Annotated in this window: 9 protein-coding genes; 6 read left to right on the top strand and 3 right to left on the bottom strand. The window is 69.3% G+C overall.

From position 1 onward, the window contains the following. The first annotated feature begins 6 nt into the window (after nt 1-6). Complete coding sequence (locus LX13_RS22890) at nt 7-909, top strand: alpha/beta fold hydrolase (protein WP_253663568.1); 903 nt, start codon at nt 7-9, stop codon at nt 907-909. Nucleotides 910-917: 8 nt separating this feature from the next. Here LX13_RS22890 and opgC read toward each other — a convergent pair whose 3' ends face one another. After that, entirely contained in the window at nt 918-2,027 is a 1,110-nt protein-coding gene (opgC, locus tag LX13_RS22885; protein ID WP_253663567.1) for an OpgC domain-containing protein, read from the bottom strand. 13 nt (nt 2,028-2,040) lie between these two features. Then, nucleotides 2,041-3,846, bottom strand: coding sequence for an AMP-dependent synthetase/ligase (locus LX13_RS22880; protein ID WP_253663566.1), 1,806 nt, complete (start codon nt 3,844-3,846; stop codon nt 2,041-2,043). A 282-nt stretch (nt 3,847-4,128) separates the two neighbouring features. Between LX13_RS22880 and LX13_RS22875 the strand changes: the two genes are divergently transcribed. The 3 genes from LX13_RS22875 to LX13_RS22865 all read left to right on the top strand — a co-directional run bounded on the left by LX13_RS22875 (nt 4,129) and on the right by LX13_RS22865 (nt 10,735). After that, the gene (locus LX13_RS22875; protein ID WP_229705407.1) at nt 4,129-5,859 is read left to right on the top strand and encodes a DEAD/DEAH box helicase; all 1,731 of its coding nucleotides are present in this window, start codon (nt 4,129-4,131) and stop codon (nt 5,857-5,859) included. Nucleotides 5,860-6,027: 168 nt separating this feature from the next. Then, the gene (locus tag LX13_RS22870; protein ID WP_253663565.1) at nt 6,028-6,363 is read left to right on the top strand and encodes a rhodanese-like domain-containing protein; all 336 of its coding nucleotides are present in this window, start codon (nt 6,028-6,030) and stop codon (nt 6,361-6,363) included. 205 nt (nt 6,364-6,568) lie between these two features. Next, nucleotides 6,569-10,735 carry a PDDEXK-like endonuclease domain-containing protein gene (locus LX13_RS22865; protein WP_253663564.1) on the top strand — a complete coding sequence of 1,389 codons (4,167 nt, stop codon included), beginning with the start codon at nt 6,569-6,571 and terminating at the stop codon, nt 10,733-10,735. A 114-nt stretch (nt 10,736-10,849) separates the two neighbouring features. On the opposite strand, the gene LX13_RS22860 is transcribed toward LX13_RS22865, so the two are convergent. Further along, nucleotides 10,850-11,272, bottom strand: coding sequence for an HIT family protein (locus LX13_RS22860; protein ID WP_253663563.1), 423 nt, complete (start codon nt 11,270-11,272; stop codon nt 10,850-10,852). Nucleotides 11,273-11,801: 529 nt separating this feature from the next. On the opposite strand from LX13_RS22860, the gene LX13_RS22855 reads away from it, so the two are divergent. After that, nucleotides 11,802-21,044 carry a type I polyketide synthase gene (locus tag LX13_RS22855; protein WP_253663562.1) on the top strand — a complete coding sequence of 3,081 codons (9,243 nt, stop codon included), beginning with the start codon at nt 11,802-11,804 and terminating at the stop codon, nt 21,042-21,044. After that, nucleotides 21,041-21,445: a holo-ACP synthase AcpS gene (gene acpS, locus LX13_RS22850; protein WP_253663561.1), complete on the top strand. Its 405-nt coding sequence runs from the start codon at nt 21,041-21,043 to the stop codon at nt 21,443-21,445. The genes LX13_RS22855 and acpS overlap by 4 nt, the downstream gene beginning before the upstream one ends. Nucleotide 21,446 lies beyond the last annotated feature (1 nt).

Raw genomic sequence — 21,446 nt, 5'->3', positions numbered from 1 at the left:
GTTCTCGTGACCGACACATCGCCACCGACGACGCTGCGCATCGAACTGCCCGAACTGACGGTCAGCGCGTTGGCCTGGGGCCCCGACGACGGACCGTTGGCCGTCGCGCTGCACGGCTATCCCGATTCGGCCTGGTCGTGGCGACATCTCGGACCGGCACTGGCCGAGCGCGGCTACCGTGTCGTCGCCCCGTTCACCCGCGGGTACGCGCCCACCGACATCCCGGCCGACGGCGACTTCCACATCGGGGCGCTCATGCACGACGCCATCGGCGTGCACCGGGCGCTGGGCGGGGGCAGGGATGCCGTGCTGATCGGACACGACTGGGGTGCGATCACGGCCAATGCGATCGGCGCCCACCACAGATCACCGTTCCGGGCGGTGGTGTCGATGTCGGTGCCCCCGGTGCCGGCGATGACGAGGTCGGACCTCGAGCCGCGCACCCGATTCGGTCTCCTGCGTCGGCAGGCGCGCATGAGTTGGTACATGTTCTTCAACCAGATCCCGGTCGTGTCCGAGCGCTCCCTGGACCGCCTGATCCCGAAACTGTGGCGCGACTGGTCGCCCGGGTACGACGCCACCGATGATCTCGTCCACGTCTTCGACGCCCTGCCCACGCTCGAGAACCGAAGAGCCGCACTGCGGTACTACCGGTCCGTGGCCGCCCCCGGCCGTCCGTCGGCCCGGTATCGCGAACTGCACGACTCGTGGCGACGGGCACCGAAGGTCCCGACGCTGTACCTGCACGGTGCGGACGACGGCTGCATGCGGGTCGAGTTCGTCTCGTCGGTGCACGAGGTCCTCCCCGAGGGCAGTCGGGTGGCCGTCATCGACGGCGCGGGCCACTTCCTGCAGGTGGAGCAGCCGGAGGCCGTGAACGCCGAGATCCTCGACTTCCTGGGGCACTGACCCGCCCGTCACCGGGGGAGAACCGACCTGCGCCCGGCCATCCTCACCGCGAGAACGGGTGCGCGATGCAGCTTGTCCAACCCGATGTGACGCCGGAACTCCGCCCACGCCCAACAGAGACCGAACACCGCCAGCGCGATGCCGGTGGCGACACCGTCGGACCACGGGGCCATGACGACGATCGGCAGCACCATCAACAGAACCGACTGGAGCACATAGGAATCGAGGCTGCGCGAGCCCACCTGACACAGCGGGCGCAGCCAGTCGCGACGCAGGCGAGCGATCACGATCCGCAGCACCACGTAGACCGCGGGAACCATGGTCCACGCCGCGAGCGCGCGACCGGGGCCGAAGTCGAGTTTGTCCACCAGCAGCGCGTCGGCGGTGGCCGCGGCGTCGGAGGAGTGCAGAGCCATCGACACCGCGGCGCCCGCTGCGGCGACGAGGATCACCGGGACGACGCGGCGGACGAGCAGTGGACCCAGTCGTCGTTCGTGCCACAGCCATCCGATCACCAGGGCGGGGACGAAGATGATCTGCCACATCGCCCAGTTCTGGATCTCGGGCTGCTCGGCGGTGCTCGAGATGTAGAACCACGGCGGCGAATCGAGTAGGGCGACCGTGTAGAGCGCGACCGACGCGGCGATGACCACCGGCCATGCGCCCCGTCGCAGCAGCGGGAGAGCCAGGGCGGTGACTGCGATGAGCACCAGGTAGAGCACGAGGATGTTGCCGCCGCCGGGCAGGTATCGCAGCGTCAGCGCCCACCAGATCCCCTGCGACCAATCCCGCACGGGCAGAAGGAAGGTCAGCTCGGTGTGGCCACCCAGCGACACCGCGACCGCCGTCAGGGCGAGCAACACCTGACACAGGTAGATGACCGCGGCGCGCCGGATGATCCGTCGCCACGACTCCTGCAGCGACCCGGTCCGGTCCGACCAGCCGCGGTGCACGATCCCCAGCAACAGACCCGACAGGAGCACGAAAGCCGACGCACCGTCCGCATACGGGAACACGTGCGTCGGCTTCGCGAGATCGGTACCGAGCGCGAAATGACCGCTGACCATGCTGAAGATGGCCACACCGCGCGTCGCATCGATCGCACGGTCCCGGGTCATCTCGGGGGGAACGTTACCGCTTGGTGTACAGCTCCTCGATCTCGTCCCCGTGCGCCTGGTGGATGACGTTGCGCTTGAGCTTCATGGTCGGGGTGATCTCGCCCGACTCGATCGTGAAGTCGGTGTCGAGGATGGTGAACTTCTTGATCGCCTCGGCCTTGGACACCTTGTTGTTCGCCGTCTTCACCGCACCGTCGATCTCGGCCAGCAGCGTCTCGTTGTGCGTCAGGTCGGCGATCGGGGTGTCGGCGGGCAGGCTGTTGCGCTCGAGCCAACCGGGCACGGCCTCGGGGTCGAGGGTGACCAGGGCCGCGATGAACGGCTTGTTGTCGCCCACCACGAGGCACTGGCTCACCATCGGATGCGCGCGGATCGAGTCCTCGAGCGGTGCGGGGGAGACGTTCTTGCCGCCTGCGGTGACGATGAGTTCTTTCTTGCGACCGGTGATCGAGAGGTATCCGTCGTCGAGCGCTCCGATGTCACCGGTGCGGAACCATCCGTCGACGATCGCGTCGGCAGTGGCCTCGGGGTTGTGCCAGTAGCCCTCGAACACCATGGGGCCCTTGAGCAACACCTCGCCGTCCTCGGCGATCTTGACCGATGCGCCGGCGACCGGCCGACCGACCGTGCCGACCCGCTGGTTCTCCGGGGTGTTCACGGTGACCGCGGCGGCCGTCTCGGACAGGCCGTAGCCCTCGTAGACCGGGATGCCGACGCCACGGAAGAAGTGGCCGAGGCGGTCGCCGAGCGGTGCGCCGCCGGAGATCGCGTCAGTGCACTTGCCGCCGAGCGCGGCGCGGAGCTTCGAGTAGACCAGTACGTCGAACAGCTTGTGCTTGGCCTTGAGGGCGATGCCCGCGGATCCGGTCTCCTGGCTGCGGCTGTACTCGATGGCGGTGTCGGCGGCGCGATCGAAGATCTTGCCCTTGCCACCGTCGTACGCCTTCTGCTTGGCGCTGTTGTAGACCTTCTCGAACACGCGGGGCACCGAGAGGATGTAGCTCGGCTGGAACTTCTCGAAGTCGCTCAGCAGGTTCGCTATGTCGTTGGTGTGTCCGAGCACGACGCCGTTCTCCACCGACGCGACCGCGACGACGCGCGCGAAGATGTGGGCCAACGGCAGGAACAGCAGGGTGGACCGGCCCTCGGACATCATGTCGCCCATGACCTCCCGGACGCTCTTGCACTCGGCCAGGAAGTTGGCGTGGGTCAGCGCGACACCCTTGGGGTTGCCGGTGGTGCCGGAGGTGTAGACCAGCGTCGCCATGTCCGATGACTTGATGCCGCTGCGGCGCGAGTCGAGTTCGTCGTCGGCGACGTCGGCACCGCGAGCAGCCAGCGCGTCGAGGATGCCGTCCTCGATGACGAGGGTGTCGCGCAGCGACCCCGACGCGGCGTCGATGACGTCGGCGTGGGCGGTGCGCTGCGCCTGGTTCTCCACGATCAGCAGCGAGGTTCCCGAGTCGGAGAGGATGTACTTGACCTGGTCGGACGCCGAGGTCTCGTAGATCGCGACCGTGGATGCGCCGGCACGCCAGATGGCGTAGTCGAGCACCGTCCACTCGTACCGGGTCGACGACAGGATGGCCACGCGGTCACCCGCTGCGACCCCGGCGCCGATGAGGCCCTTGGCCGCGGAATCGATCTGGTCGGCGAACTCACGAGCCTTGACCGTCGTCCAGGTGTCGCCGGAACGACGACGGAACAACTCCAGGTCGGGACGCTCGCTCCGGTACCGCAGCGGTGCGTCGATGATCGATGCATCGTCGGCGACGACGAACTTCGCGGGAGTGGTCGCTTCCAGCACGGGGGCCTCCATTTTTCCAATCGTGTCCCTGTGTCGGGAATCGACAATTCCGACTGACGGGACGACTGTGACTCAGATTACCTGGGCCACCGGTGAGGGAAACCGTAGCAACGAGCATTGAGACGGTGGTCGGCGCACACGCCGAGCAGGCGAGTTTCTCGAATAACGATCTGCCTCCTCCGGCGGCTAGAGTGCTGTGCAATGACAGATCAATCCCCGCAGCACGACGAGGACCGGGGTACAACCCACGGCCAGGTGCCGGGAAGAGCCGGAGAAGCAGTGAGCGACAGCGGGATGGAGACCACCACATCGGTCTCGTTCGCAGACCTCGACATCGAACCCCGCGTGATGCAGGCGCTCAACGATGTCGGATACGAGACCCCGTCGCCGATCCAGGCGGAGACCATCCCGCCGCTGATGGCCGGCCGGGACGTCGTCGGTCTGGCCCAGACCGGAACCGGCAAGACCGCGGCCTTCGCGATCCCCGTGCTCTCGAAGATCGCGGGCGGCGGCAAGAAGCCCCGCGCGCTCGTCCTCGCACCGACCCGTGAGCTCGCACTCCAGGTCGCCGAGGCGTTCGGCAAATACGCGGCACATCTGCCCGACATCCGCGTCCTGCCCATCTACGGCGGCCAGAGCTACGGCGTCCAGCTCTCCGGTCTGCGCCGCGGTGCGCAGATCGTGGTCGGTACGCCGGGCCGCGTCATCGATCATCTGGACAAGGGCACACTCGACATCTCCGAGCTCGACTTCCTCGTCCTCGACGAGGCCGACGAGATGCTGACCATGGGCTTCGCCGAGGATGTCGAGCGCATCCTGCGTGACACCCCGGACAGCAAGCAGGTCGCGCTCTTCTCGGCGACGATGCCCAAGGCGATCGGCCGGCTGGCGCAGAAGTATCTGAAGAGCCCGGTCGAGATCACCGTCAAGGCGAAGACACAGACCGCACAGAACACGACGCAGCGCTATCTGCAGGTCTCGCACCAGCGCAAGCTCGACGCGTTGACCCGCGTGCTCGAGGTCGAGTCGTTCGACGCGATGATCATCTTCGTCCGCACGAAGTCGGCCACCGAGGAGCTCGCCGAGAAACTGCGTTCGCGCGGGTTCTCCGCGGTCGCCATCAACGGCGACATCGTGCAGGCGCAGCGTGAACGGACCATCGCGTCGCTGCGCAGCGGCAGCCTCGACATCCTCGTCGCGACCGACGTCGCCGCCCGTGGCCTCGACGTCGAACGCATCTCGCATGTCGTGAACTACGACATCCCGCACGACACGGAGTCCTACGTCCACCGCATCGGCCGTACCGGTCGCGCCGGCCGGTCGGGCAACGCACTGCTGTTCATCACCCCGCGCGAGCGCCACCTGCTGAGGTCGATCGAGAAGGCGACCCGTCAGCCGATCACCGAGATCGGTCTGCCCAGCGTCGACGACGTCAACGCCCAGCGCGTGGCCAAGTTCGGCGAGTCGATCACCGAGAACCTCGGCTCGGACAACATCGCGATGTTCCGTCGCCTCATCGAGAACTATGCGCAGGAGAACGACGTCGCGATGGCCGACATCGCCGCGGCGCTCGCACTCGAGACGCGCGACGGTGGCTTCCTGCTGAGCCCCGATCCGCCGGCGAGTGAGCGGTCGAAGGGGCCGGACCGTCCCGAGCGCAAGCAGCGCGACGGCGGCACCAACTTCGCGACGTACCGCATCGCGGTCGGCAAGAAGGACCGCGTCACCCCCGGTGCCATCGTGGGCGCGATCGCCAACGAGGGCGGCCTGACGCGCGGGGACTTCGGCCACATCAGCATCCGCAACGACTACAGCCTCGTCGAGTTGCCCGACGACCTCGGTCGCGAGACGCTGACGCTGCTGCGCGGGACGAAGATATCCAACGTCCCGATCAACATCACCAGGGACGAGGGCGGACCGCGGGGGCGGTCGGCCGCACGCAACGGTGGTGGACGCGGCGGACCGCGCGACTTCGGCGGTCGTCGCGGTGCCCAGCCCCGCGTCGCCGGTCGCGGCCGGAGCTGAGACCCGACCGAGACTTCTGTTCCCGGCCACCGACGAAACTTTCCCGTAACATCTTGGCGTTGCCCGACGACACACCCGTCACGGGAGTCCGCGCAACATCGCGGTTGCTCGAATCGGCTTCCGCGGCAAGGTGAGAACAATTCGGTAAGAGGATCGGTGGAATCCCCGGTGTCATTGGTGGATCGGATCTCGGCGACAGAAGCGGCCGAGCATACGCAGCAGGGCAGTGCAGTGGTGGTGGACATGCGTCCCCAGGTGGTTCGCCACCAGGGGAGTCTGCCCGGGGCGGTGGTCGTCGAACCCGCTGATCTCACCGCCGCCTTCACACCGACCTCGCCGCGGCGCGTCGCGTGCATCCACGACCTGAACATCGAGATCGCGATCGTCTCCGTGCAGGCGCAGGCACGCAGGATCGCCGAGCAGATCGCCGCCCTCGGTTACACCAACGTCCGTTACGTCGACGGCGGCTTCCCCGCGTTCCGCTCGGCCCTGCTGGCCGGCTGAACCGCCCGCATCTCATCCGGCGTCACCGCGATCCGCGGTCGCCCACACCCCGGCCGGGTTGTCCAATAGTGTGATCACCCATGAATGTGATGGTCACCGCCCGACCGGGTAGCGTTCTTCTCACACAGGTCGCGTGTCGACCTGAGGTATACGTGCAGAGCACGCCGAACCCTCGACCGGCGATCGTGTGGGTGAAAAGGACCTGATGACCGAACCGATGTCCGGCGACGACCGTCGCGCCCGGGTGTTACGACTCCTGCAGTTCCTGCACGAGCTGATCCGGGCGCGATCCACGGTGGTCCGACACGTCGACGACCACGAGGCGATCGTCTGGTTGGGCGACGATCTCGGCGCCCCGGTACGGACCAAGGCGACACCGGGGGAGCGATGTGTCGAGCTCACCGCCACGGGTACTGCCGCGACGGCGTTCGCGCAGGTCGCGCGCATGCTCGACGACCTCGCCGAGCGGCCCGAGTCACTCGAGCTGGTCATCGGGACCGGATTGCTGACCGTGACGTCGGCCGACGGTGCCACCTCGGTCAACGAGCATCTCGTCACCCAGGCCGTCGTCGCCGAACACGATCACTCGACCGGCGTCATCACCATCGGTCTCGCGGGCGACTCGGTCCCCGAACTGCAGGACAGTCATCTCCTCACCGGCATGGGCGGTTTCGACCTCGGTCGGTCGTCGGCGATCGCCGAGGCGCTGGGCAGCCAGCCGTCGGCGCTCGCCGCACCGGTGGCCGACATCCTCACGCGGTGGACGTCGGAGGTCCCGTCCGACCCGTCGTCGGTGTCGGTGGAACCACGTCCCGCGCTGATCCTGCGCAACCGCGGTTCGGGTGCCGTCCTCAGCTACTACGAGGCGATGATCACGGCGCTGCGCGACGAGACGGTCGACATCCCGATCGGTCTGGCCCAGCTCGTCGAGCCGATCGAATCCGCCGAGCGCGTGGAGCGGTTGGCGTCGGCCGGGGCGATGTCGGCGGGTGAACTCGTCGAGGATGCGCTCTACCCGCTGCCGTCCAACGTCGAACAGCGCGACATCCTGGCCCAGCTCGGACTCGACAGCGGTGTCGTCGTCGAGGGTCCGCCGGGTACCGGCAAGACCCACACCATCGCCAACCTGATGTCGGCCCTGCTGGCCAAGGGACAACGCGTCCTCGTGGTCAGTGAGAAGGCCCAGGCGTTGCAGGTTCTTCGCGACAAGCTGCCGCCGGAGTTGCGCGAACTCGCAGTCGCGATCACCGACGTCACCAAGGACGGCTCGACCTCGTTGGTGGAGAGCGTCGGGTCGATCGCCGCCCGCAAGGGGACCTTCCAGTCGCGCGTGGTGACCTCGGAGATCAAGAACCTCCGGTCCAAGCGGGACCAGGCGCGGGCCAAGCGGGAGCAGACGCTGCGCGAGATCTGGCAACTGCGCGAGTCGGAGACCGAGAAGCACGAGTGGGTCGCCGCCGGTTACAGCGGGACCGCCGCCCAGATCGTGCGTGCCTGCCGTGAGGTGGAGTCGCGATACGACTGGCTGCCCGGCCCCCTGGAGTCGGCGCTGCCCCCGCTCGACGGTGACGAGATGGAACGTCTGCTGACCCTGTTGCGCGAGCGCGACGACACGTGGGCCAGCCGGCTCGGTCAGCGTCTGCCCGACCTCGACAACTTTCTCCCCGACTCGGTGGAGATCGACCGCATCTGTGCGCGTATCTCCGAACAGCCCACCGAGAAGATGACCGGCAACGGATCACTGCTCGCGATCCTCGCCGACGTCGACAGCGCGCGGCTGCTCTCGATCAAGAACCAGTGTGACCACCTCGGCGGCGCCGTCCGCGAGGTGCGGACGTTCGAGCCGCACATGCAGCAGATGGCGCAGCGCCTCCTGTCCGGCGAGGCGGCGTACCTGTGGAACCGGATCACCCAGATCTCGGCGATCATCGACGAGGCCACCCGCCACGACGCCGGTATCGGTACCCGCGACGTGGTCGTCGACGGAGCCGGCCAGGGCACGGCGTCGGTGTATTCCGAAGCAGCGCAGTACCTCCGGTCTGACGGAGTGTGGCGCGGACGGTTCCGCAAGTCCCCGCAGCAGCGCGCCGTCGAGACCTCGGGTGCGACCGCGACCGTCGACGGTCGCGAACCCCGAGACGCGGAATCGTTGCAGCTCGTGGCCGATCACCTCGCCGTTCTCGAGGCCGTGGCCCGGGTACAGACCATCTTGGCCGACGTCGACGTCCCGGTCGACACCACCGGTTCGCGATCCTCGCAGCTCAACCAGTTGGTGCGTCTCGACGACCAGCTCGGGTGGATCTCGGAACTGCTCACCGGCCGTGACGCGCTCGTGCGGCAACTCGAGTCGATCAGCCCCGGCGGACCGCGCCCGAAGAGCGTCGACGAGGTCGCCGACGTCGCCGAACAGACCGGGGCCATCGCCGCGACGAATGACGGTGTCCTGGCCCGCCGCGAGCTCGACGAGTGCGCGCGGACGTTGGCCGCCGAGGTCGACGCCGGCCCCTCGGCCGAGGGCGAGGCGCTGTTGGCCGGCCTCGTCGCCGCGGACGCGGTCGCGGTCAAGGAGGCGCGTCGTGAGTGGAACAAGGCTCGCGCACAACGTGATCAGCAGGGCTCGTTGGACCTGCTCGAACTGCGCCTGAAGCAGAAGGCCCCCGAACTGCACCGGGTCCTCCGTGACACCGCCGCCGAACAGGTCTGGGATGCCCGCCTGCGGGAGCTGACCGAGGCCTGGTCGTGGCGGCGCGCCTACGCGTGGGCCGAGAACCGTAGCGACCCGGGCCGGGAGTCGCGCCTGGAGTCCGACCTCGACGCTGTCGAGGCCGACATCGCGCACTTCACCGCCGGACTGGCCGCGGCCTGCGCGTGGCGGGAGTGCCTGGAGCACATGACGGTGTCGCAGGTGCAGGCACTGCAGTCCTACCGCGACCACATCACCAACCTCGGCAAGGGCTCGGGCAAGCACGCCGAACGTTTCCGGCGCGCCGCCCGCTCGGCGATGGATCAGGCGCAGGGCGCGGTGCCGGCGTGGATCATGCCGATCTCGCAGGTGCTCTCGTCGATCGCGCCGGAGCAGAACTCCTTCGACGTGGTGATCGTCGACGAGGCGTCCCAGGCCGACATCACCAGCCTGTTCCTGCTGTGGCTGGCACCCCGCGTGATCGTGGTGGGTGACGACCGTCAGTGTGCGCCAGGTGGTTTCGCCGGTGCAGGCCTCGACGACGTCTTCGCCAAACTCGACACCTACCTCCCCGACATCCCGCAGTACATGCGCGACAGCCTCACTCCGCGGTCGAGCCTGTTCTCGATGCTGCGCACCCGGTTCGGTCACGTGGTCCGGCTGCGTGAGCACTTCCGGTCGATGCCCGAGATCATCGAGTACTCGTCGCGGCAGTTCTATCCCGATTCGCCGCTGGTGCCCGTGCGTCAGTTCGGCGCCGACCGACTGCCGCCCCTGCGCACGGTCTTCGTTCCCGATGCCGTGGCCTCGGGTGACAGTTCCGCACTCACCAACGGCGTCGAGGCGCAGGCCCTCGTCGACGAGGTGGTGCGCTGTGCGGCCGACCCCGCCTACGCGGGGATGACGTTCGGTGTCGTGGTCCTGCAGGGGCAGCGGCAGGTCGACCTGATCAACCAGTTGCTCCGCTCCGCCCTCGACGACGAGGAGTGGCACGATCGCGCACTGCGCATCGGCACCCCGCCGGACTTCCAGGGCGACGAACGCCACGTGGTGTTCCTGTCGATGGTCGTCTCACGGGACCGTAACCCGGTGTCGCTCACCCGAAGTGAGTCGCAGCGTCGGTTCAACGTCGCCGCGTCGCGCGCGATGGAGCAGCTGTGGCTGTTCCACTCGGTGTCCTCGGACGACCTCAAGGCCAACGACCTGCGGTTCTCACTGCTGTCGTACATGGAGCGCACGCAGGGTGCGCTGGTGGCGCCGATGCCGACCGACGTCGGTGTCGCCGAACGGTGCGAGCCGTTCGAGAGCATCTTCGAACAGCAGATCTTCCTCGACGTCGCCGCCCGCGGCTTCCACGTCAACCCCAAGGTGTCGGTGAACAACCGGGTCATCGACCTCGTGGTCACCGGATCCGATGCGCGGTTGGCCGTCGAGTGCGACGGCGACGAGTTCACCTCCACGCCCGAGCAGGCCCGCGCCGACATGGAGCGTGAGCGCGAACTGCGTCGATGCGGATGGCGGTTCTGGCGGGTGCGGGAGTCGGAGTACCTCCTCGACGCCGACCGCGCGCTCGACGGACTGTGGCGTGAACTCGCCGTACGCGGCGTGAGCCCGGAGTCGGTGGACGCCGATCTGGTGGCGGCCCCGGTCGCCGAATGGGCGCCGATCGATCTCTCCGGCAACGACTGACCCCGCCGCCGAGCGGGCCGAAACGACCCTCCGAGCGGGCCGAAACCGCCCGTCGATCGTGCCGCGTGTGCGGTGACGGCACGGTGGGCACGTCGTTTCGGCACGGTCGGCGGATCAGGTCGGTGCGATGACGTCCCGGATCGCGTCCGCGGTCGCGTCGGCATCGGGATCCCGGCGGACGACCAATCCCTTCGCGAGGGTGATGCGGTCACCGGTGTGCCGGGGGACCACGTGGACGTGGGTGTGGAACACGGTCTGGAACGCCGCGCGGCCGTCGTTGATCATCACGTTCACGCCGTCGGCGGCGATGCTCGACGCCCGCAACGCCGCCCCCACCGTGCGGGCGCCGTCGAACAGTCGAGCGCCCACATCGCTGCTGACCCCGGCCAGATCCGGAATGTGGTCTCGCGGGATCACCAGGGTGTGCCCCGGACGCACCGGCCGGATGTCGAGGAACGCGACGACGTGCTCGTCTGAGTAGACGATCCGGGCCGGTGCGGAACCGGTGACGATGGCGCAGAACACACAGTCGCTCATGTCCGACACCCTACGAAGCGTTCACCCCTCGCGACGCGCGGCACGGCGCCACGAACCGTTGTAACGATTCGATAACGAACCGTGGACGTTGTCCCATCGCTCGATGGCGAGCGGAAAACCGACCCTGACGTGCGGTTCGTTCCCTCGAACGGATGACCCGCCGGAGCGGCCCACTTGTTACCCGCGGGGTTACTGGCGGGTATACCCACGGGTCACCACAGAACATGAGGGATCCCTCATTTTCGTGTGCGAACATGTGTGAGTTGCCAAGAGATGAGGCGTCAGGCGAGTACCCCCGACTCGACCCGGACGATCATTGCGCGACAACCGAACTCGACCCGCTCACCGATGAGCTGCGGCCGCCGGGAGTGGACGAGCGTCGTCGATGACGCCGTGACCGCCCCGACGCCGGGTCGTGCTTCCCGGCGACCCCCACCACCTCCGATGGCGATGACGCCACCGATGTTCACATCACGACCACACCAGTGCACCCAGCCAGTTCGGCTGCCACCACGAGGAGACCCATTCAGTGACCGTCCATCAGTTCCGCAGTGGCCCCGGCGATTCCGCGGCGGCACGCCGTCCCGACGACACCCTGATCCAGCGTCTCCGCGACGGTGACCCGTACGCGATCAGCTTCGGCGGACAGGGTGTCCCGTGGTTGCCGGCGCTGGCCGAACTGGTGGTCGACGCCGAACTCGACCGGAGCATCGCGCAGATCGTGGACGCCGCCGAGCGTCTGCTCGCACCGGTGGCCGACGACCTGGTCGCCGGTCGGCCCGACGGTTTCCATCCGCTCACCTGGGTGCACGCCCTGGGCGCCGACGAGCCGGTGCCCACCGCGCTGACCCTGCAGAGCGCCGCCCAGTCGGTACCCGGCATCCTGCTGACCCAGCTCGCCGCGATCGCAGCACTGCGCAAGCAGGGCCTCGACACGTCCGAGCTCGCGCCGACCGCCATCGTCGGACACTCCCAGGGCGTCCTCGCCATCGACGCGGTCACCGACGATGCGGAGAACTCCACCGGTGGCGACGGTGCGCTCCTCGCGCTCGCGCACCTCATCGGCGCAGCCGGTGCCGTCGTGGGACGTCGCGCCGGGCTGGTCCCGACCGCCGACGGCACCCCGATGCTCTCGATCACCAACGTCGACCCCGCACGGATCGACGACCTCGTCGCCGAGTTCCGCTCCTCGCTGCGCGGACCCGACCTGGACAACGCGCCGGTCGTCGGCATCCGCAACGGCCGCCGGTCGGTCGTCCTGTCCGGATCGCCGCGTCACCTGCGCGCGTTCGAGCAGTTCTGTGACACCGTCGCCGCGACGGAGACCGCCGCCCGCAAGGACAAGGTCATGGGCGGCGCCCCGTTCGCGCCGGTCTTCGATCCGCTGGCCGTCGGCATCGCCTTCCACCACGAGGGTCTGAGCAAGGCCCGCGACCTGGTGGGCGAGTGGGCCGGTCGCTGTGGCCTCGACGTCTCCTGGGCGATCGCGCGGGCCGACGCCGTCCTCGTCGCCCCGGTCGACTGGGTGGCAGCGCTCGACGGTGTCGCCGAGAAGGGCGCCGCGTGGTTGCTCGACCTCGGTCCCGGTGACGTCGCGACGCGGCTGTCGGTGCCGGTGCTGCGCGGTCGCGGCGTCGGCTGCATCTCCGCCAGCCTGCGCGGGGGCCAGCGGAACCTGTTCGCCCCCGGCGGCATCCCCGAGGTCCAGCGTCCCTGGACCCAGTACGCCCCGACCCTGGCCACGCTGCCCACCGGCCGTCAGGTCGTGGAGACCTCCTTCACCCGGTTGACCGGTCGTTCACCGATGTTGCTGGCAGGCATGACGCCGACCACCGTCGACCCGGCCATCGTCGCCGCAGCCGCCAACGCCGGACACTGGGCCGAGCTCGCCGGCGGCGGACAGGTCACCGAGGCGATCTTCGCCGACAACGTCGCGCGACTGACCGAGCTGCTCGAGCCCGGTCGTCAGGCGCAGTTCAACGCGCTGTTCCTCGACCCCTACCTGTGGAAGCTGCAGCTGGGCGGAAAGCGCCTCGTGCAGAAGGCCCGCGCCGCAGGCGCCCCCATCGACGGTGTCGTCGTCTCCGCAGGCCTGCCCGAACTCGAGGACGCGGTCGCGCTGGTCGAGGAACTGGCCGAGGCCGGGATCTCCCACGTCGCGTTCAAGCCGGGCACCGTCGAGCAGATCCGCTCCGTCGTCCGCATCGCCGCCGAGGTCCCCGGGCACGCGATCATCGTTCACATCGAGGGCGGTCGCGCGGGTGGGCACCACTCGTGGGAGGACCTCGACGATCTGCTCCTCGCGACGTACGCCGAGCTGCGCGCACGGCCCAACGCGGTCATCTGTGTCGGTGGCGGCATCGGCACCCCCGAGCGGGCCAGCGAGTACCTGACCGGGACCTGGGCGCATGCGCACGGCTACCCGACGATGCCGGTCGACGGGATCCTGCTGGGAACCGTCACCATGGCGGTCCTCGAGGCGACCACGTCGCCCGACGTCAAGCAGCTGCTCGTCGACACCCCCGGATGCGACGCCTGGATCGGTGCGGGGTACTCCAGCGACGGAATGGCCTCGGGCCGTAGCCAACTGGGCGCCGACATCCACGAGATCGACAACGCCGCCTCGCGGTGTGGCCGTCTGCTCGACGAGGTCGCCGGCGACGGTGACGCCGTGGCCGACCGCCGCGACGAGATCATCGCCGCACTCGATGTCACCGCCAAGCCGTACTTCGGCGACGTCACCACCATGACCTACCGCCGGTGGCTCACCCGCTACGCCGATCTCGCCGTGGGCGCCGACGCCGGTGTCGAGGCACAGTGGGCCGACATCACCTGGCGCGAGCGTTTCGCCGAGATGTTGCAGCGCACCGAGGCCCGGATGAACCCCGCCGACCGTGGCGAGATCGTCACCCTGTTCGGTGCGACGTCGTCCACCGACAACGCGCACGCCGCCATCGACGCACTGGGTGGCGTCTACCCCGAGATCGACTCCGACACCCTGCATCCCGCCGACGTCGCCTTCTTCCTCGGCCTCTGCAAGACCCCCGGCAAGCCGGTCAACTTCGTGCCCGTCGTCGACAAGGACGTCCGCCGGTGGTGGCGCAGCGATTCGCTGTGGCAGGCACATGACGCGCGGTACAGCGCCGACGAGGTCTGCATCATCCCCGGACCCGTCGCCGTCGCAGGCATCACGCGCGTCGACGAGCCGGTCGGCGATCTCCTGGACCGCTTCGAGGCGCAGGTCGTCACCGACCTGACCGCCCGTGGTGTCGAGCCCGTCGAGGTCACCGGCCGCCGACGCGCCGGACTCGTCGCCGGCTCCGGCGTCCTCGTCGACGTCATCGAATCCGACTCGGTCCTGTGGGCCGATCGCATCGTGCCCAACCCGATCGCGCTCCTCGGCGACCGGGACGCCTGGACCCTGCCGCACGCCGACCGTGCCGAGCACGAGCCGACCGGATCGGTCCTCGAACGCGACGGCGACACCGTCGTCGCGACCATCCCCATCGCGGCCTCCTCGGTGTCCATCGCCATGACGATCGACGCGAGCATCGTCGACGGCGGATCGCCGAGGGTCACCCTCGACGCCGCGTCCGACGCGATGCGGTCGATCCTGGCCGTCGCCGCAGGCGGATCGCTGGCGCAGGTCGTCGACGGTGTCGCCACCAGCTCCGCGACCTGGACCGCGGACCTCGCCGCCGATCACTCCGCGGTCACCGCCTACACGCTGCCGGAGCGTCTGAGCGCCACCATCCCGGCCGGCACGACCGGCTTCGCCATCCCGGACACCCTCGTCGGGCTGTGCTGGCCCAGCGTGTTCAGCGTCATCGGTGCCGCGCAGACCGCGGACGGCACCCCGGCGGTCGAGGGGTTGCTCGACCTGGTCCACCTCGACCACGCCATCGCGGTGGACGGCCTGCTCCCGCGGACCGACACCGAACTGTCCATCACCGCGACCCTCGGCGCCGTCCACGACACCGATCTCGGACGCGTCGTGGAGGTCGACGTCACGATCACCGACGTCGACGGCACCCACATCGCCACCCTGGCCGAGCGTTTCGCGATCCGCGGGCGACTCGGAGACGGAGCGCTGGCCGACCCCGTGCGTGCCGGTGGAGCCATCGCCGACGAGACCGACGCCACCCGCAAGCTCATCCGCCAGACGACCATCACCGCCCCGACCCGGATGCACGGGTTCGCGCTGGTCTCCGGTGACCGCAACCCGATCCACACCGACTCCCGCGCCGCCCGCCTCGCGGGTCTCGGCGAGCCGATCGTGCACGGCATGTGGCTCTCGGCGGCCGCGCAGCACGTGGTCACCGCGACCGACGCGAAGAACCCGATCCCGGCTCCGCGCCCGATCCTGGGCTGGACCACCCGCTTCATGGGCATGGTCCGCACCGGCGACGAGATCACCGTGCGCGCCGATCGTGTGGGACTCGACCACGGCTGTGAGGTCGTGGAGGTGACCTGCAAGGTCGGTGATCGCCTGGTCATGACCGCGACGGGCCGACTGGCCGCACCGCGCACCGTCTACGCCTTCCCGGGCCAGGGCATCCAGAGCAAGGGCATGGGTCTCGACGCCCGCTCGCGCTCCAAGGCCGCCCGGGAGATCTGGGACCGCGCCGACAAGCACACCCGCTCGGCGCTGGGCTTCTCGATCCTCGCCGTGGTCCGGGACAACCCGACGACCCTGGTCGCACGGGGCACCACTTACCAGCATCCCGACGGCGTCCTGTTCCTCACCCAGTTCACCCAGGTCGCCATGGCCGTCCTCGGTGTCGCGCAGATCGCCGAGCTCAAGGAGTCCGGCGGCTTCGTCGAGAACGCCATCACCTGCGGGCACTCCGTCGGCGAGTACAACGCGCTCGCCGCGTGTGCCGGCGTGCTCCCGCTCGAGGCCGTCCTCGAGGTCGTGTTCCAGCGCGGCGAGGCCATGCATCATCTCGTCCCGCGTGACGAGCTGGGCCGCAGCAACTATCGGCTCGCGGCCATCCGGCCCAGCCAGTTCGAGCTGGCCGACGCCGAGGTCGCCGACTTCGTCACCTTCGTCGGCACGGCGTCGGGGGAGTTCCTCGAGGTCGTCAACCTCAACCTGTTGGGTTCGCAGTACGCCATCGCGGGCACCGTCCGCGGACTCGAACACCTCGAGGCCGAGATCGACCGGCGCCGTGCGCTCGTCGGCGGCAAGCGTGCGTTCATCCTGATCCCCGGCATCGACGTCCCGTTCCACTCGACCGTCCTGCGCGACGGCGTCCCGGAGTTCCGTCACCGTCTCGAGGAGCTGCTGCCCGAGTCGTTCGACCCGGCCATCCTCATCGGCCACTACATCCCCAACCTTGTCCCGCGCATGTTCAGCCTCGAGCGCGAGTTCGTCGCCGAGATCGCCGAGCTCGTCCCGTCGGATCCGCTCGACGCCGTGCTCGCCGACTGGGACACCGTCGCCGCCGACCCCGGTCGCCTGGCGCGCATCGTCCTGATCGAGCTCCTCGCATGGCAGTTCGCCAGCCCGGTCCGCTGGATCGAGACCCAGGAGCTGCTCTTCGCCACCCCGGATCTCGGGGGCATCGGCATCGAGCGGTTCGTCGAGATCGGTGTGAAATCGGCACCCACGCTGTCCGGTCTCGCGGCCAACACGCTGAAGCTGGACGGTTACGCCCGCTCGGCGGTGCAGGTGCTCAACCTCGAACGCGACAGCCTGGTCGTCCTCGCGCAGGATGCCGACGTCGAGATCGACGAGCCCGAGGACACCGCCACCGCGACCGAGACGCCGGCCGCCGAGCCCGTTGCCGCGACACCGACTCCGGCCGTCGCCGCCGCACCCGCGGGTGGTCCGCGACCCGACGACCTCGCGTTCGCGCCCGCCGACGCCGTGCGATCGGTGATCGCGCTGTGGACCAAGATGCGTACCGATCAGATCGGTGCCGCCGACACCATCGAGGCGCTGTGCGACGGGGTCTCCTCACGACGCAACCAGTTGCTGCTCGACATCGGCGGTGAGCTCGGACTCGGTGCGATCGACGGCGCCGCCGAGGCCGACATGGCGGCGCTGGCGTCCACGGTCAACAGCCTCGCCCGCGGCTACAAGCCGTTCGGTGCGGTGCTGACCGACGCGATCAACGACCAGATCCGCAAGGTGTTCGGTCCGGTCAACAAGCGCCCGTCCTACATCGGTGACCGGCTGTCGTCGGTGTGGCAGCTCGACTCCGGGTGGGTCCTGCACACCACCGTTGCCGTCGCACTCGGAAGCCGCGAGGGGGTCAGCGTCCGCGGGGGAGACCTCGGTGGTCTGTTGAGTGCCCCGGTGAGCAACGCCGACGGACTCGACGCACTCATCGACGCCGCGGTCTCCGCGGTGGGCGCCGAACGCGGTGTGCCGGTGTCGAAGCCGGCGGCCGAGGGTGCCTCCGGTGGAACGGTCGACGTGGCCGCACTCGGCGAGCTGACCGAGCAGTTCACCGGCCGCACCGGTGCACTCGCCAGCGCCGCCCGCGTGATCCTGACCAAGCTGGGTCTCGACGACGAGGTCGCGGGCATCGCGACCGAGGAGTCCGACGACACCCAGGCCGTGGTGGACCGTGTCAGCGCCGAACTCGGCGCCGACTGGTTCCGCACCGTGGCCCCGGCGTTCGACGAGCGTCGTACGGTCCTGGTCGACGACCGATGGGCCACCGCCCGTGAGGATCTCGCCCGGATCTGGGTGGAGGACGAGCACGATCTGCACGATCGTTTCGACCATGTCGCCCCGCGCTTCGCCGGTGCGGGCGACACCGTCGCCCATCACGCGACCTGGTGGCAGGGCAAGGCATTGGCCGCCGGCCACCCGGTGCACGCCCGAACCTACGAGGCCATCGCCCACGCGGCGCAGGATCCCGCCCGCGGGATCTGGGAGTCCGAGATCGCCGTGGTCACCGGTGCGAGCGCCGGGTCCATCGCGGCCGCGGTCGCCGGACGTCTGCTCGCCGGCGGGGCCACGGTCATCGCGACCAGCTCGCGGCTCGACGACACCCGTATCGCGTTCTTCAAGAAGCTGTACCGCGAGAACGCCCGTGCCGGTGCGTCGCTCTGGCTCGCCTCGGCGAACATGAGCTCGTACACCGACGTCGACGACCTCGTCGAGTGGATCGGCGGCGAACAGACCGAGAACCTCGGCGGCACCACCGGTGTCGTGAAGCCGGCCCTCAAGCCCACCCTGCTGTTCCCGTTCGCCGCTCCGCGGGTCGCCGGCGACCTCACCGACGCGGGCGGTCGCGCCGAGCTGGAGATGAAGGTCCTGCTGTGGTCGGTCGAACGGCTGATCGCGGGCCTCGGATCCATCGCGGCCGACCACGATCTCGAGGCACGACTGCACGTGGTCCTGCCCGGATCGCCCAACCGCGGGATGTTCGGCGGCGACGGCGCCTACGGCGAGAGCAAGGCCGCCCTCGACGCCCTCGTGACCCGATGGGGTGCCGAGGACTCGTGGAACAGCACGGTCACCCTGGCGCACGCCCTGATCGGGTGGGTTCGCGGAACCGGTCTCATGGGCCACAACGACGGCATGGTCGCCGCCGTGGAGGCCGCCGGTGTCCGGACCTGGACCACCGAGGAGATGGCCGACGAACTGCTGGGTCTGTGCTCGGCACAGATGCGGGCGGATGCCCGTGTCCGGCCGGTCGACGCCGACTTCACGACGGGCCTCGATCCGGCGACGCTGGATCTCAAGGCGCTCGCCGCGGTCGCATCCGAGACCGCGACGTCCGACCTCGACGAGCCGGCCGCTCAGGCCACCGTCGCGGCACTGCCGTTCCCGGCACGACCGTCCGCCGCCACGGTGCCGTCCTGGCCCGCGCTCGACGTCGCGCCCGAGGACCTCGTGGTCATCGTCGGCACCGGCGAGCTGGGGCCGTACGGCAGCGCACGCACCCGTTTCGAGATGGAGGTCGACGAGAAGCTCTCGGCGGCAGGCGTTCTCGAGCTGGCCTGGAACACCGGTCTGATTCTCTGGGAGGAGACCCCGAAGCCGGGGTGGTACGACTCCGAGTCCGGTGACCCGGTGGCCGAGAGCGAGATCGCCGATCGGTACCACGACGCGGTCGTCGAACGCTGCGGCATCCGTCGCTACGACGACGCCGGCGCCATGGTCGACAACTCGGCCCCGCTGCTGCAGTCGGTCTTCCTCGACGAGGACCTGTCGTTCTCGGTGACCTCGGAGGACGAGGCCCGTGCCTTCGCCGCCGCCGATCCGGAGAAGACGCGCATCGTCGCCAACGCCGAGACCGGTGACTGGCAGGTGACCCGTCGTGCAGGCACCGAGATCCGGGTGCCGCGTCGTTTCGAACTCACCCGCACCGTCGGTGGGCAGATCCCGACCGGATTCGACCCCACCCGCTGGGGGATCTCGGCCGACATGGCCGAGTCCGTCGACCGGGTCGGGCTGTGGAACCTCGTCGCCACGGTGGACGCGTTCCTGTCCTCGGGCTTCGAGCCGTCGGAACTGATGCGCTGGGTGCACCCCGGTCTGGTGGCCAACACCCAGGGCACCGGCATGGGCGGCATGGAGTCGATGCGCTCGCTGTACATCGACACGCTCCTCGGCGAGTCCAAGGCGAACGACATCCTGCAGGAAGCGCTCCCGAACGTGATCGCCGCGCACGTCGTGCAGTCCTACATCGGCAGCTACGGCGCGATGATCCATCCGGTCGCGGCCTGTGCGACCGCCGCGGTCTCGGTGGAGGAGGGCGTCGACAAGATCAAGCTCGGCAAGGCGCTGTTCGCCGTGGCCGGTGGTTTCGACGACCTCGGCATCGAGGGGATCGTGGGCTTCGGCGACATGTCTGCCACGGCCGACTCGGCGAAGATGGCTGCGCGCGGGATCGATCCGCGCCGGTTCTCCCGTGCCAACGACCGTCGCCGCGGTGGTTTCGTCGAGTCCCAGGGCGGTGGCACCGTGCTGCTGGCCCGTGGTGACGTGGCCGCCGAGATGGGGTTGCCGGTCCTCGGAGTGGTCGCCTGGGCGCAGAGCTTCGGCGACGGCGTGCACACGTCGATCCCCGCGCCGGGTATCGGTGCGTTGGGTGCGGCACGTGGCAAGCAGGATTCGGGTCTCGCCCGGTCGCTGTCCGCCCTGGGAGTCAGCGCCGACGACGTCGCGCTGGTCTCCAAGCACGACACCTCGACCAAGGCCAACGACCCCAACGAGGCCGATCTGCACGAGCGTCTCGCCGGCGCGCTGGGTCGCAACGACGGGGCACCGCTGTTCGTCGTCTCGCAGAAGTCGCTGACCGGACACTCCAAGGGTGGCGCGGCCGCGTTCCAGCTCATCGGGCTGTGCCAGATGCTGCGCGACGGGGTCATCCCGCCCAACCGCAGTCTGGACTGCGTCGACGAGGTGATGGCCTCCCACGAGCACCTGGTGTGGGTCACCGAGCCGCTGCGACTGGGTTCGCGATTCCCGCTCAAGGCGGGACTGCTGACCAGCCTCGGGTTCGGCCACGTGTCGGGTCTCATCGCGGTCGTACACCCGGAAGCCTTTGTGCAGGCACTCGATCCGGCGGCGCGCGAGACCTACCGGAAGGCTGCCGCCGACCGTGCACGTCTGGGCAACCAGCGGATGCTCGAGGCGATGTGCGGGGGAGCGCCGCTCTACCAGCGCCCGCCGAACCGCCGTCTCGGGGAGAGCAACACCGACACCGAGCGTGAGGCCGCACTGCTGCTCGATCCCGCCGCACGACTCGACGACGCGGGCAGCTACCCCGCCGTGTCCGCCGACGCCTCGGTGCCCTCCACGTGAGCGTGATCGGTGTGGGCATCGACGTCGTGTCGATCCCCGAGTTCGCCGATCAGCTCAAGGTGCCGGGAACGTCGTTCGCGCAACGGTTCACCGTGGGCGAGCGGCGGGACGCGGCATCGGGGACGGCCGAGGACGCACGACATCTCGCGGGCCGCTGGGCGGCGAAGGAGGCGGTCATCAAGGCGTGGTCGGTCAGCCGGTTCGCCCGCTCACCCGCCCTGCCCCTGATCCGCCACAGCGACATCGAGGTCGTCACCGACACCTGGGGTCGGCCGGCGATCCGGTTGGCCGGTGAGATCGGTGAGCACCTGCGCGACGCCACCGTGCACATCTCGTTGACGCATGACGGGGCGATCGCCGCCGCGGTCGCGATCCTCGAGGACGCACCCGCGGCCGGCTGAG

Origin of the sequence: Williamsia maris (assembly GCF_024171815.1) — a bacterium.
GTDB classification, from domain to species: domain Bacteria; phylum Actinomycetota; class Actinomycetes; order Mycobacteriales; family Mycobacteriaceae; genus Williamsia_A; species Williamsia_A maris.
The sequence above is the reverse complement of the archived record's forward strand: the minus strand, read 5'-3'. Positions and strand labels throughout refer to the sequence as shown.